The sequence below is a fragment of the Tolumonas auensis DSM 9187 genome, from assembly GCF_000023065.1.
In the GTDB taxonomy this organism is placed as follows: Bacteria; Pseudomonadota; Gammaproteobacteria; order Enterobacterales; family Aeromonadaceae; genus Tolumonas; species Tolumonas auensis.
This window is the reverse complement of record NC_012691.1, coordinates 1,325,514-1,338,885: the sequence shown is the minus strand read 5'-3', so window position 1 is coordinate 1,338,885 and position 13,372 is coordinate 1,325,514. Positions and strand designations below refer to the sequence as shown.

General features: G+C 45.3%; 9 protein-coding genes and 1 tRNA gene. 3 read left to right on the top strand and 7 right to left on the bottom strand.

Going from position 1 to position 13,372, the window contains the following annotated elements; translation table 11 throughout:
• Nucleotides 1-268 precede the first annotated feature (268 nt).
• Nucleotides 269-904 carry a TIGR01621 family pseudouridine synthase gene (locus TOLA_RS06270; RefSeq protein WP_012729443.1) on the bottom strand — a complete coding sequence of 212 codons (636 nt, stop codon included), beginning with the start codon at nt 902-904 and terminating at the stop codon, nt 269-271.
• Nucleotides 905-1,130: 226 nt separating this feature from the next.
• Here TOLA_RS06270 and TOLA_RS06265 point away from each other — a divergent pair, with 226 nt between their 5' ends.
• Entirely contained in the window at nt 1,131-1,979 is an 849-nt protein-coding gene (locus tag TOLA_RS06265) for a tetratricopeptide repeat protein (protein ID WP_012729441.1), read from the top strand.
• Between the two features lie 144 nt (nt 1,980-2,123).
• On the opposite strand, the gene TOLA_RS06260 is transcribed toward TOLA_RS06265, so the two are convergent.
• The 6 genes from TOLA_RS06260 to TOLA_RS06235 form a co-directional block, all read right to left on the bottom strand.
• Nucleotides 2,124-2,396 (bottom strand): hypothetical protein, encoded by a 273-nt coding sequence (locus TOLA_RS06260; RefSeq protein WP_012729440.1) that lies wholly within the window; start codon nt 2,394-2,396, stop codon nt 2,124-2,126.
• Nucleotides 2,397-3,057: 661 nt separating this feature from the next.
• Nucleotides 3,058-6,282, bottom strand: coding sequence for a type I restriction endonuclease subunit R (locus tag TOLA_RS06255; protein WP_012729439.1), 3,225 nt, complete (start codon nt 6,280-6,282; stop codon nt 3,058-3,060).
• Between the two features lie 16 nt (nt 6,283-6,298).
• Nucleotides 6,299-7,228, bottom strand: coding sequence for a COG2958 family protein (locus TOLA_RS06250; protein ID WP_012729438.1), 930 nt, complete (start codon nt 7,226-7,228; stop codon nt 6,299-6,301).
• Entirely contained in the window at nt 7,228-8,541 is a 1,314-nt protein-coding gene (locus TOLA_RS06245; RefSeq protein WP_012729437.1) for a restriction endonuclease subunit S, read from the bottom strand. The genes TOLA_RS06250 and TOLA_RS06245 overlap by 1 nt, the downstream gene beginning before the upstream one ends.
• On the bottom strand, nt 8,531-10,234 hold the full coding sequence (locus tag TOLA_RS06240) for a class I SAM-dependent DNA methyltransferase (protein WP_012729436.1): 1,704 nt from the start codon (nt 10,232-10,234) through the stop codon (nt 8,531-8,533). Before TOLA_RS06240 ends, TOLA_RS06245 begins: the two co-directional genes overlap by 11 nt.
• Before the next feature lie 293 nt (nt 10,235-10,527).
• A tRNA-Ser gene (locus TOLA_RS06235) sits at nt 10,528-10,618 on the bottom strand.
• A 182-nt stretch (nt 10,619-10,800) separates the two neighbouring features.
• Between TOLA_RS06235 and yccS the strand changes: the two genes are divergently transcribed.
• Nucleotides 10,801-12,975 (top strand): YccS family putative transporter, encoded by a 2,175-nt coding sequence (gene yccS, locus TOLA_RS06230; protein ID WP_012729435.1) that lies wholly within the window; start codon nt 10,801-10,803, stop codon nt 12,973-12,975.
• Nucleotides 12,976-13,305: a TusE/DsrC/DsvC family sulfur relay protein gene (locus TOLA_RS06225; protein ID WP_012729434.1), complete on the top strand. Its 330-nt coding sequence runs from the start codon at nt 12,976-12,978 to the stop codon at nt 13,303-13,305.
• Nucleotides 13,306-13,372: the final 67 nt, after the last annotated feature.

Sequence of the window (13,372 nt, the reverse complement as noted above, 5' to 3'; positions counted from 1 at the left end):
TAGACAAATGCTGACTATGTTTGGCAGCACCTGACATCAATAAAAGCAACTATCAGGCCAGATCACAGAACAACAAAAATCTGTAAAATACCGTGAATTAAAGGATAGTCTTCATTTACAGCACCAACTAGGAACGCCAAAACAGTGCACACAGTCGAAAATCAAGATTTCTGTAACATTTCTGGTTTATGTTCCGACAGTTAGCCTCAACCTTAGAAGTAAAGCTCACAACAAGCTAACTTTCGCAGAGTAATTAGCTAAAAAATAATCAAAGGGCTTCACCTATTTTTTCATCCCAGTCATGCGGAGCTTCTACAGTATATTCTGCTCCGGCATAGGTGAAATGCAGTTGCCAGGCGTGTAAATAAGTTCGGTCTGCAGCTGAACCACCGTAGCGTTCATCACCCAGAATAGGTGCACCGATGCTTTTCAGCGCAACACGGATTTGATGTGTTTTCCCCGTATGCGGAGAAACAATATATAAGCGGTGACGAGGAAGCGTTAGCGACACACTCTGAAATCGGGTGACGGCAGGGTTATCGGATGAATGCAGCAATTTCCAGCTGCCATTTCTTCCTTTGGCCATATCGCCTTTGATCCATCCCTGTTTCTTTTTGGGTGCGCGATCGCTGATAGCCAGATACGTCTTCTTAACCAGTCTGTCGGCAAACGCCTGACTGAGCAAACGGGTTGCTTCTTTGTTTTTTGCCAGCAAGACCAGACCTGATGTCACTTTATCCAACCGGTGTACCGGATAAACATTCTGACCGAGAAAGGCCGACACCCGGGAAACCAGCCCGGGAACACCCGCATCATCATGCATATCAATCCCGGTCATTTTATTGACGACAAGAAAATCAGGCTGATCGAAAACGACAGTAAATCCGGTATGCATTTCAGACATATTAACGACTCTTATAAATTGCAGGCTATCTGACCGTCACCGGGATTTATGCCTCTGGTGACGTGCCGGCGCTATTATCGCAGGTCGCACCTGACAGGGCCAGCAATGCAGGTTCCGGGGAAATTACTCAGGGAATTGGATGATGTTTTTGCAGTTCTGCCGGGGGCGTATAGACTCAAAGTAATTACCGCTAATTTTTCCGGTTCTGAGGAATAAGGATTGTCTTATGTCTCTCGCCCCAAAAAGCCTTCCTCTTTTTATCGCGCTCTTTCTTTTCGGATGTACATCCGGCCCGTCGGATAAGACGGTTCAACCGGATAAAATGAAGATCGACCCCATTACGGCATCCCAGAAATGTGTTTCTCTAGATACCGCGGGCAACTATGACAGTGCGTTTCCATACTGCAAAGCATCGGCGGAGAATGACAATATTTATGCTCAGACACTCATAGGCTCAATGTATTTCCGGGGCAAAGGTACACCACAGAGTTACGAACAGGCCGCCTACTGGTTTCAGAAAGTCGCGAAACAAGGGGATGTTAACGCTCAGGCCATTGTCGGTTCGATGTATTCCCAGGGAAAAGGTGTTCCGCAAAATAATGCCCAAGCATCTGACTGGTTTCAGAAAGTCGCAAGGCAGGTCAATCTTAATCCGATGGTAGTCGTGGGTGATATATACCTTTCCGGTCAATGGGTTGGACAGAACAACGAACAAGCCGCCTACTGGTATCAGATGGCAGCGGAGCAAGGCGATAGTAATGCTCAGTTCCGTCTTGGAACGATGTATTACGGCGGACAAATCCCGCAGGATTTCGTGCAGGCCGCGTACTGGTATCAAAAATCAGCAGAACAGGGAAATTTTAATGCTCAGGCATTTTTAGGCGGAATGTATTACGAAGGGAAAGGTGTTGTAAAAGACAATAAACAAGCCTATGCCTGGCTCTCAGTCGCAGCGACACATAATGAGGAAGCCATAAAACCGCGGGACTCTGTCGCAGCACAGCTATCCCCTGATGAACTGATCGAAGCACAGATCCTTGCCGCTGAATATATTGGGAAATACAGTGTGAAATAGAACTCGCGATAAAAAATAACATCTCCCTGGAATCCGGTTTACGAATAAAGCCTCATACACGCTCTCTCACGACTTATGTATGGGGCTTTTTCTTGCCTTGTATTTATCTGGATTAGGGCATTTTTCTCCATTAGCTGTCAGGCTTTAATCACTGTGTTTATGCGGCGGATAAATAAGCGGTTGCTCAAGTAAAGTCCGGATTTTTTCATGCAACATTTCCCGGTTTTCTACAGAGTTGATTTCAATTTCAACCTCAAGAATGCTTGTTCCATGGACTATTAGCGCTTTGATTCCATGTAATAAATAAACAGAGGCTATGTCTATCTCGTGTCCTATTCTTTCCCCATTAACGACAGGGAAAATCCAGTCATGCTGAGAAATAAGCTCACGAGTTAATGCCTCAATACCGACTCTCATTATTACTCTCCGATACCCAATTAATCTTGTTATAGCAAACAGAAGAAATACTGATTAATCATTACTAATTGTATATACATTAGTGATTATAAATACCGATGATTTGCAGGTTTTGGATGCTAACCCAGCCAGATTCTAACGGGCCTCACTCAAACAGGTGACTTTCTTTACCTGCCTGCAAGCGATGAGGACCTCTATTCAGCAAGATACTGCCGGGGAGTCTGTATGTAACCGTCCGGCGATGGCAGGTTTTAATTTTCAATGATTTCTGCTTAGGCTAAGTGTCCACTTAATTTTTAGTGGACACTTAAATCAGTCAGAACACGCGTCTACTATCAACAGCCGTCATCACCGGGCCTTACAATTAATCGTTTAATATCAATTTGTTACTAAAGGAATGCTAAGCGCTAATGATCAATTGATGTTTACAATTGACTTTGCGCTTTTTTCTGCAATGGTTCAACTGCGCTAAATGAAATTTGGACTGCCCTTAATAACAATCAGGGTTTACGAGTCAACAACTACTGTGCTGAGTGCGATAAATTCACCGATCGACTGATTACTGAGGTCTGTCATAGACCCATTGGGTTCATTCATTATTTATTCAAAATGAATGAGTATAAAAGGCATAGCGATTCACCATGCCTTTCCTGTTTTTACTCTATGCATACCACCCGTCAGCCAGTACTTCAGCTTGTTCAAGAACTAGCTTGATTGCCTCTTCTGCGGCGTCAGGTGGGTATTTCCAGCGACGTAACAACCTACGCACCAGATTTCGCATACGCGCACGAACGCTTTCTCGTTTTTGCCAGTCAACTGTGGCTGATTTACGCAATTGCTGGGTCAGTTCGATTGCTAACTGACGCAGGCTATCATCACCCAAAACACGCACAGAAGCTTCATTGGTGACCAATGCTCGATAAAATGCAATTTCATCGACTGAGAGATTTAGCTTATCCGTCATTTCGGCATCAGCCTGCATCTCTTTGGCCCATTGGATCAGTTCTTCAATGACTTGGGCGGTTTCGATATTCCGGTTATGGTATTTCTGCAACGTTGCCATGATGCGTTCAGAGTATTTCTTTTCCTGAACCACATCATTCTTCATTCGCGCTTTGACTTCGTCACGCAGCAGTTTTTCAAGCAGTTCTACCGCAAGGTTTCTCTCTTTCATGTTCTTCACATCTTCGAGAAACTCTTCAGAGAGTAAGCCAATATTCGGCTTGTCTAACCCGACCATTTTGAAAATATCATCAACACCGTCTGCAACAACCGCATTATTCAGGATTTGACGGAGTGCTGAGTTACGCAGCTCGTCACTGCATTTTTTATCCACGGTTGAATGTTTTAAGAATGCAGTTTTAATCGCACCATAGAAGGCTATTTCGTTCTTGTAGCCATTCACTTCATCCATCGTGTTACACAATGAAAAAGCTTTCATCAAAGCAGCCATGACATCGAGGAAACGGCGTTTACCATCACGAACATCGTCACCTTTGTTGTTCTTGTGGCTCAAACCAGAGATATGGTTTACCGCGCCCGGTAATAGTTGCAATGGTTTAGTTTCAAAATCAGGTCGGTAATTAAAAACTGCGCCATCCACGGGGGTAGCAAACATACCCCGAACGATGTCGATTTTTTCCATCAGGATCGCAAATGCTTCCGCCGTATCAACCGTTGGTTTACCTTTCCCTTGGCTGTTGGTATAGGTTTTTAGTGCATTTTTTAATTCATTGGCAATGCCGATATAATCGACCACTAAACCGCCCGGCTTATCTTTAAACACCCGGTTCACGCGAGCAATCGCCTGCATCAGGTTGTGGCCTTTCATCGGTTTGTCGATATACATGGTATGGCAGCATGGCGCATCGAAACCGGTGAGCCACATATCACGCACAATCACCAACTGAAGTTCGTCATCGGTGTCTTTATAGCGTTTTTCGAATAGCTTTTTAGTTTTCTTATCGTAAATATGTGGCTGCATCTTATCAATGTCAGATGCACTGCCGGTCATCACGACTTTGATTGCCCCTTTATGCGGGTCATCACTGTGCCAATCGGGTTTGATTGCGACGATAGCGTTATAGAGATCCACACAAATTTCACGGCTCATTGCCACAATCATGGCTTTGCCGGGGAAGGTCTCGGTGCGCGTCGTAAAATGTTCCACTAAATCTTTGGCGACTTGTTGAATACGAGGTTCAGCGCCAACCAATTTTTCCAAAGCTGACCATTGGGATTTGATTTTTTCGCGTGCAGATGTCTCTTCGTCTTCACCAATCTCGTCTTCTACCTGGTCATTTAAAGCTTCGATTTCTTCTTGGTTAATATCGAGCTTGGCAAGGCGAGACTCATAATAAATTGGCACGGTTGCGCCATCATCTACCGCATCCTGAATGTCATAAATAGAGACATAATCACCAAAAACACCACGGGTGTCTTTGTCATCCATCGAGATTGGCGTACCAGTAAAACCAATGAATGAAGCATTTGGCAGGGCATCACGCATGTATTTGGAATAACCATAAACATAGCGTTGACCAGTGACATTCCCGTTTTCATCTTTCACATCTGTGAGACGAGCTTTATTTCCATATTGGCTACGATGTGCTTCATCAGACACGACAACGATATTAGAACGTTCGGAAAGGATCGGATGTTCCAGTTCATTATCGAGCAGTGCGAACTTCTGAACTGTCGTAAAAATGATGCCGCCAGATTGACGATTCAGTAACAGTTCTCGTAACGAGTCACGATCTTCAGCTTGTTGCGGAATTTGTTTCAGAGTTTCCTGCGCCATGGTGAAGGTGTTAAACAATTGCCCATCTAAATCATTCCGGTCAGTGACCACCACCAAAGTCGGGTTGTTCATCTCGGGCTGTTGCAACAATTTGCTGGCATAGCAGACCATGGAAATGCTCTTTCCACTCCCTTGAGTATGCCAGACAACCCCCGCTTTTTTGCTGCCGGAAATCACTTGATTGGCGTAATTCGCTCTTGGATCTCGAACTCCATCACTACATGCGGCGGCAATGACCGTTGCTTTGACTGCGGCACGCACCGCATGAAACTGGTGATAACCGGCTATTTTCTTAATGATCTTGTCGTTATCATTTTCGAACAGAACAAAGTAGCGAATGTAATCAAGCAGTAACTCGGGTTTAAAGAAACCTCGTACCATGGTTTCGAGTTGAAATTCGAGCAGCGGCTTATCTTCTTCACTTTCAATGGTTTTCCATGGTAGAAAACGTTCTTTATTCGCAGTGAGTGACCCCACTCGGGCTGTCCAGCCATCACTGATGACTAACGCCTCGTTTAATGCAAACAGATCGGCGATTTCTTCTTTGTAGGTCTGGAGCTGATTGTAGGCATTCCAGATGTCTGCATGGTCGTCAGCAGGATTTTTTAGCTCAATCACGCCCATGGGCAGGCCGTTGATAAACACCACGACATCAGGGCGACGATTGCCTTTGGTGCCAGTAATGGTGAACTGGTTCACGACTAAAAACTCGTTGTTTTCGACCTTCTCAAAATCAATCAAGCGAGCGTGGGTATTTTTCGTGACCGATTGTCCATCTTCGATCACCGAATATTCAACAGGCACGCCTTCAATCAGGTATTTATGAAAGGCGCGGTTATTTTTAATCAGAATGGGTGTTTGTGTGGTGGCAACAGTTTTGGCTAGCTCGATCCGTGTGTCATGAGGCAGGTTTGGGTTTAACGTACCGAGCTGATCAACTAAACGCTGGTGCAAGATGACTTGATGATAATCGTCGCGTTCAGGCGTATCGCCATCAGGCGCAATGTCATAACCGTTTTGATATTGATAACCCAGCTCTTTAAACCAATCAAGGCACTGCTGTTCTAGTTGGTCTTCAGTGATCATTCAGCCTTTATCCTTGTTATTTATTCCATGCGCTCTGGATCAATTTCCCAGTTTGGTTATAGATACCAACTTGTTCGATGTAATGATGGAAATCACTATTTTCGGTGACGATACGATTCGCTGATTGCCAATCGACATTCGTTCGTTCTTGAGCGGGAATGAGGATCTGGCTATCGAACAGGGAGCCTGTATCTAGTATTAACACACCAATCCCGTGCAGACTCGACAGCATTTGCAGTTCAGCTTCCACATCGCTATTTAAACCCGTTGCGACCAGATAACCAAAGTTAGCCCAGCTGGAGTTAGACACGGCCTGAAAGAAGTATTTACGCACATTGCCTCTGGTGAGCTGTTTTTTCACTTCAAACGACCAAAGACGAACAGAGCTATGGTTACCACTGCGGACACAACTCCGCACAATTTCATCCCAGCCTTGATCAAGCGGCTCCAGAGCTACGATATCTGGATGTAACCAGTGATTACCGCCACTACCATGGGTATTTTTCGATTTTTTCTCATCAATGCGTTGGCAATATAAACCGAGATCTTTGCTGAGAAATTCAATCAGCATTGGATATAAATCATGTTCACTGAAACTTTGTGAAACCAGAGGTGTATCAACCTCAGGCTCATCAGCCTCATCGTGATTGTCATCGAAGGTAGGTGCAGCCAGATGGTCATTCCAGTAGTAAATCCTTGGGCGAGGATTATCTCGGGTTGCCACATTTACACATGCTTTTTGAGCGGCACGAGTGCGCTCCCCACCAATTTCAGCAGCTAATTGGGCAATTAATTTTTCTTCTGTATCGTAACGAGGGTTGGTTTGTTTTTCGGCAATCTCTGCTGGGTAACGAAGGACGAATTCTTGTGCTAAATCCCGAGCAGTAAACTTTCTCTCGGGATTCGCTTTGAGCGTTTCGATAATCATTTCTACTCGGGTCGTCATTAGCTAACCTCAGCCAGTTCTTCGGTTTGTTCTAACTCGAGTTCGCCGGAAAGCAATTTAGGCAACAGTATTTCACGAAGGCTTTCTAAGGTTTTATTTTGTTTGTGAAGAGCATCAATTTGGACAAATAGTGGTGTTACAACTTTCGCAAATGCCTGAACCACTCCCTCAAACGGTACAACCAATTTTTGACTTTCCATGATGCCTTTTGTTAAGTGAGTAAAGATAGAGCCTGTACCTTGGTTTTTTAGATACTCTGTTAACCTAGCTAGATGCATAAATAATAAGTATTTGCCAAACTTATTCTCATCTACTTCCATCTTCCAAATATGATAGTGGTAGATTGATTTTGGCCCTCGCCATAGATAAGGCCCGAAGGTTGCCGACCAAGCAAAAATTAAGTCTCCGTGGTCAATAAGCTTATCTTGAGGTAAATCGATGTCAGAATATACGGTCTTTCCTGCGCCAGTAAGATTCTGAATTCGAACTATAGGAGTTCCTTTTTCTCTAAATTCTGAATTTTTGTACGCACGACCATTTATTACTCTTGATACATCACTCAACGGTTGAATATTCCACCCTTCCGGTATCAACCCCAACTCGCTTTCAACTAGCTTATCTGGGAAAAGCGCGGCAGTGGCTTCATCCATGCCTTCCGGTTGTTCGCCGTTCATTTTGGCTTTGACTGGATCGAAATCGACAAACCAAGATTTGAAGATGGCTTGCGCCATTTGTTCTAAGGTTTGGTTGGTTTGGGTGTTATTTGCAATTTTCTTATCAACAGACCGAATGAATTCGACTATCTTATTCTGAATATCTAATGGGGGACATGGGACTCGAATTTGTTTTACAGAAGTAGATGCTTGCGCAATGGCGGGCACACCTACCTGTGAAGCAAATGACAAAAGTTGATGCTGACCTAAGTGACTTCTTAAGTAGTAATTAACGTAATATGGATTAACTTTTTTCCTATCTAACGATATTTTTAGTTGGCTTTGAGAAACAACATATCGTGGATATTTTGCATCTTCAGAAATTATGCTGACTTGCCCAATAGTACCTCTATGAGTGATGACAATATCACCTTCAAAAGCAATAGAGGATTTCAACTCATCAGCTTTTTCTTCTGTAAGAAAATCACAATCTGAATCATCCACATACGCGCCATGTAAATTGCCTCCTTTCAAAACTGGAACACCAGATGAAACAAAATTTTCAGCCTTGATGCGAGAACCGAACGGCCCCATAGCTATAGCACCTTTGGCTGGTGCTTTTAATTCATCTATGTAGTATTCAGGCCAATTACAGCTCATAACCAAGCCCCACCAATTTCTGTTTAATTTCTGCTTCTAATTTGGCTGATTCAGCAAATTGCTCACTCAGTTTTTCAGTTAACGTTGCCATTTTCTCGGTAAAAGGAATGCCATCATCTTCTTCAACGGCTGCACCCACATATCGTCCCGGTGTCAGCACAAAATCATGTTTTGTTATTTCTTCCAAGGAGGCTGATTTACAGAAACCTGCCTGATCTTCGTAAGCCACGCCATTCACAGCTTCGCCCATTTTCCAAGCATGGAAAATGTCAGCGACTTTTTGAATATCATCCATGGTGAAATCACGCAGCACACGGTCTTTCATATAACCAAGCTGACGCGCATCGATAAACAGTACTTCACCTTTGCGGTTACGCAATTTACGACCGGCTTTATCGGTGCGTTCGCCTTTGTTATTGGTTAAAAACCAGATACAGGCTGGGATCTGCGTGTTGGTAAACAGTTGACCGGGCAGTGCAACCATACATTCAATCAAATCGTTGGTGACTAAATTCTTGCGGATCTCACCTTCGTTGTTGGTGGTTGAACTCATGGAGCCGTTGGCAAGGAGAAGTGCTTGCGAGCCATTCGGTGCAAGGTGGTAAAGCATATGCTGTAACCACGCAAAGTTCGCATTGCCTGATGGTGGTTTGCCATATTTCCAACGCGGGTCGTTATCATCAACCCCAGCATCCCATTCCTTCATATTAAAAGGTGGGTTAGCCATGATGAAGTCAGCCCGTAGATCTGGGTGTTGGTCGTTGGTGTAGGTGCTGGCAGGTTCTTTACCGAAATCATAATCGAGACCTCGGATCGCCATGTTCATTGCTGCCAACTGCCAGGTGGTGTAGTTGTATTCCTGACCGTAGATCGAGATCTTCTGTTTTTGCGTGAGTGGGTCAATGTTGTTTTTACCGGCATAACGCTCAATAAATTTTTCAGACTGAACGAAGAAGCCACCCGAACCCATTGCAGGGTCATAGACGCGGCCTTCAAATGGCTCAATCATTTCAACAATCAGAGTCACAATTGAGGCTGGCGTATAAAACTGACCGCCTTTCTTACCCTCAGCCAAAGCAAATTCGCCTAAGAAATATTCGTAGATATGACCGAGAATATCTTTGCTGTTGAGTGATTTATGAGTGAACGGAATGGTGGCAATCAGATTGATGAGTTCATTCAGTTTCGCTTGGTCGATTTTAAGCGCAGCATAGTGCTTGTTGAGCACGCCTTTCAGTTTCGGGTTATCGCGTTCGATCCCTTCCAGTGCATTATCAATCAGATGACCCACCGAGGTGATTTTCTTGGGTTTGCTATCAATGACTAAATCAGCACCACCAATCACAAGTGGGCCATTGTCTTGCAGAAACTTCCAGCGAGATTCTGTGGGCAGCCAGAATACGTTTTTCTCGGTGTAGTAATCGCGTTGTTCAAGTTCAATCGCGATTTCTTCTGCCAGCTCTTCTGGCGTGAAATCGTCCGGGTCTAGGTAATATTCATGCTCTGGGTTGGCAAGATCGGCTTTGATTTCATCCTGACGAATAGAAAAAGCATCAGAAACATATTTCACGAAGATAAGACCCAGCACGGCGTGTTTGTATTGTGCTGCGTCTAACGTTGCTCTGAGCTTATCTGCGGCATTCCACAGCTTCTTCTCTAAATCTTTTAAAAATTGCTGTTCTAGTTCGTTCATTTCTGGCTGCTATTGTCACGATTGAGTCAGAAAATAATACTCTGAAATCAGCCTGTTTTCATTGGATTGTGTGAAGTAATTCATGATGCGATATGTGGACTTTAATCCTTATCGAGAGCTTGATATGGAAAGCCACGATCACGAAGATTTTTGGGCAGACAAATGCGGGTGTAGTAGGTGTAGTTGGGGGCTTTGAAAAGGTACATTGTCTCAGTCAATCCTTTTGGTTTGACTTAGCACCCCCAGAAAAGAAAAAAGCCGTTGATATTCAACGGCTTAGTTTCATTTTAAATTGGCGGAGAGATAGGGATTCGAACCCTAGAAGGGCTACAAACCCTTGCCGGTTTTCAAGACCGGTGCATTTAACCACTCTGCCATCTCTCCGTGGTTGCGGCGCATAGTACTAAAGCTGAGAAAAGTTGTAAACATGAAAGCTAGGTTGCTTTAACTGACTGAACAGTTATTAGGCTGATTCATCCCTGATTCTCATTTAAAACTGTTGTTTTACCGCCGGTTCTGTTTTCATTACTATAAATAACATACTTGTTTAATGGTCTTTAGCCTGCATGCTTGCTTTCACCCGATTTTTGCAGCGGTTTATTACGGATACGCATGTCTTTTTCGCCTTAAAAGTATCGTGCGCTCTGGCCGGTGTGCTTCTGCCCGGACTATATCTGGACATGACTCATGAAACGGTAGCAATGTCGCTGGGTATTGTGGCCGGTGCCATTGCCGAACCGGACGACTCTCCGGCCGGACGGGTCAAGTCGTTACTGCTGACACTGGCGTGTTTCTGGATCGCCACCCTGTCAGTGCAGCTGCTATACCCCTACCCCTGGCTGTTCGCCGGAGGGCTTTTCGTTTCCGCCTTCTCTTTTATTATGCTCGGCGGATTAGGCAAACGTTACAGCAGTATCAGCTTTGGCAGTCTGCTGGTTGCCGTGTATTCCATGATGGGTGCCGCTCAGGCGCCGACGATCTGGTTCCAGCCGGTCTGGTTATGTACCGGCGCATTGTGGTATGGCTTTATTTCTTTATGCTGGTTATGGATCACCCCGAATAAACCATTGCGGGAGCAGCTTGCGCAAAGCTGCTTTTCTCTGGCCCGGTATTGCACCCAGAAAGCCTGGTTGTTTCCAAGTAATGCGGATGAGCAGCCGACCATTCATCAGAAATTGGCCATTCTGAATGTGGATTGCATGGCATCCATTAATCTGTGCCAGGAGATGATCGCACGCCGGACTGATCCCTTTGATCAGGAATTGCGACAGTTAAAAGCGCTGCAAGCCATTACCGAACAGATCCATGAACGGATCACGTCCAGCCACTATCTCTATAACCGGCTGAAGGAAGACGTGCACAGTAATCTGCTGCTGGATGGATTCCGTGAGCTGCTCCGGCAACTCGGCAGTACTGTGCAGCAACTGGGCTATGCAACTCTGATGAATAATCCCTTTCAGGTTTCACCAGGATTACTCTGGGGCATTCAGGCGCTGGGTGATCAGCTGCAATTCAGCCATGAGAAAACACCGTTTTCGGCTCACACCGTCAATGCTCTGCGGTTTTTACAAAAAAACCTGCTCGAAATTGTACTGCTGCTGAATTCGGTTGATAAATTGCTCACCACTGCAAACTCATTACCTACGGAGAAAAAAGCGGCTACAACAGCATCCGCGATGTCAGCGCTGCAACAAATCAGGTCTCACTTCAGTTTTAAATCGCCGCTGTTCCGTCACGCCTGCCGCATGAGTCTGTGTCTGGTTGCGGCTTATGGCTTGCTGCAACTGTTTAATATTAAACAGGGTTTCTGGGTATTGCTGACGTGTCTGTTTGTTTGCCAGTCCAGTTATACGGCAACCCGGCGACGTCTGTTCCAGCGTATTGCCGGCACTTGCAGTGGTTTGATGCTGAGCCTGCCGCTACTCTGGTTTTCACCGGAACCGGGTATTCAGCTTATTCTGATGGCCGTTGCAGCAGTGCTGTTTTTTGCCCAGTTGAGAAACAATTACAGCGTTGCGGTCATTTTTATTACCCTGTACGCAATGACCGCATTCGGCCTGCTGGGTATAGAAGAAAAAAGCATCATACTGCCGCGTTTTGTCGATACCCTGCTCGGCAGCATACTCTCTTTCGGTGCAGTCACGGTGCTGTGGCCGGAATGGCAATATCAGCGGATTCCTGAATTACTGACTAATGCCACCCGCTGCAACTATGAATATCTGAAATCGATCATATCGGCGTTACAGACTTCAGACCGGGATGAAAAATTCAACCAGAAGCGGATTGCGGCCCACCACGCAGATAGTGCACTGGCTCAGGCGTGGATCAATATGCAGACCGATCCCAAGCAACAGCGGCGTTACACCAGCTTGTGTGCGGCCCTGATTTACCGCAACCACAGTCTGTTGTCTTATGTCTCTGCACTTGGCATTCATCAGGAATTGCACGGTTCACTGTTTGAACCACAACTGATCAAATACGCTGAATCTCTGTTTGCGGCATTGGATGAGTCAGTCACTGCTTTATCAGGGAACAACAACGATGCCCCGATTGCACTGGCATCCTTATCGGCCAGCCCCTACTCAGATACGGCTCAGGATACCGATCAGAAAGCAGAATTGATTCGGCAGGAAATGAATCATATCGGTATCATGACTACTGAAATATTAAAACTATCCCGATTGTTAAAGCCGCTGATACAAGGTCACAGCGCAGATAAATCATTTTTCCGGAGTAAATAGATGCTGGTTATTGGCAACAAAGAAATTGAGACTGATGCTCATGGTTATCTGAAAAACATGAGTGACTGGACACCCGAACTGGCAGAACTGATTGCCGCCGGCGAGCAGATCACGCTGAGCGAACCGCATTGGGAAGTGATCCATTTTGTCCGCGATTTCTATGCTGAATATAAAACCTCCCCCGCTATTCGCGCACTGGTTAAAGCCATGGCGCTGAAACTGGGGGAAGATAAGGGAAACAGCCGTTATCTCTACCGTCTGTTCCCGGACGGTCCGGCCAAGCAGGCCACCAAAATTGCCGGCCTGCCCAAACCGGCAAAATGCATTTAAACGGTAGGCCGTCAGCTCACACTCTTCATTTTGTGGTGCTGACGGAATATAAAGGGCTGAGCGGTAT

Coding starts and splice junctions, on each gene's coding strand:
- TOLA_RS06270 (WP_012729443.1), bottom strand. CDS start 904: ATGTCTGAAATGCATACCGGATTTACTGTCGTTTTCGATCAGCCTGAT.
- TOLA_RS06265 (WP_012729441.1), top strand. CDS start 1,131: ATGTCTCTCGCCCCAAAAAGCCTTCCTCTTTTTATCGCGCTCTTTCTT.
- TOLA_RS06260 (WP_012729440.1), bottom strand. CDS start 2,396: ATGAGAGTCGGTATTGAGGCATTAACTCGTGAGCTTATTTCTCAGCAT.
- TOLA_RS06255 (WP_012729439.1), bottom strand. CDS start 6,282: ATGATCACTGAAGACCAACTAGAACAGCAGTGCCTTGATTGGTTTAAA.
- TOLA_RS06250 (WP_012729438.1), bottom strand. CDS start 7,228: ATGACGACCCGAGTAGAAATGATTATCGAAACGCTCAAAGCGAATCCC.
- TOLA_RS06245 (WP_012729437.1), bottom strand. CDS start 8,541: ATGAGCTGTAATTGGCCTGAATACTACATAGATGAATTAAAAGCACCA.
- TOLA_RS06240 (WP_012729436.1), bottom strand. CDS start 10,234: ATGAACGAACTAGAACAGCAATTTTTAAAAGATTTAGAGAAGAAGCTG.
- yccS (WP_012729435.1), top strand. CDS start 10,801: ATGCTTGCTTTCACCCGATTTTTGCAGCGGTTTATTACGGATACGCAT.
- TOLA_RS06225 (WP_012729434.1), top strand. CDS start 12,976: ATGCTGGTTATTGGCAACAAAGAAATTGAGACTGATGCTCATGGTTAT.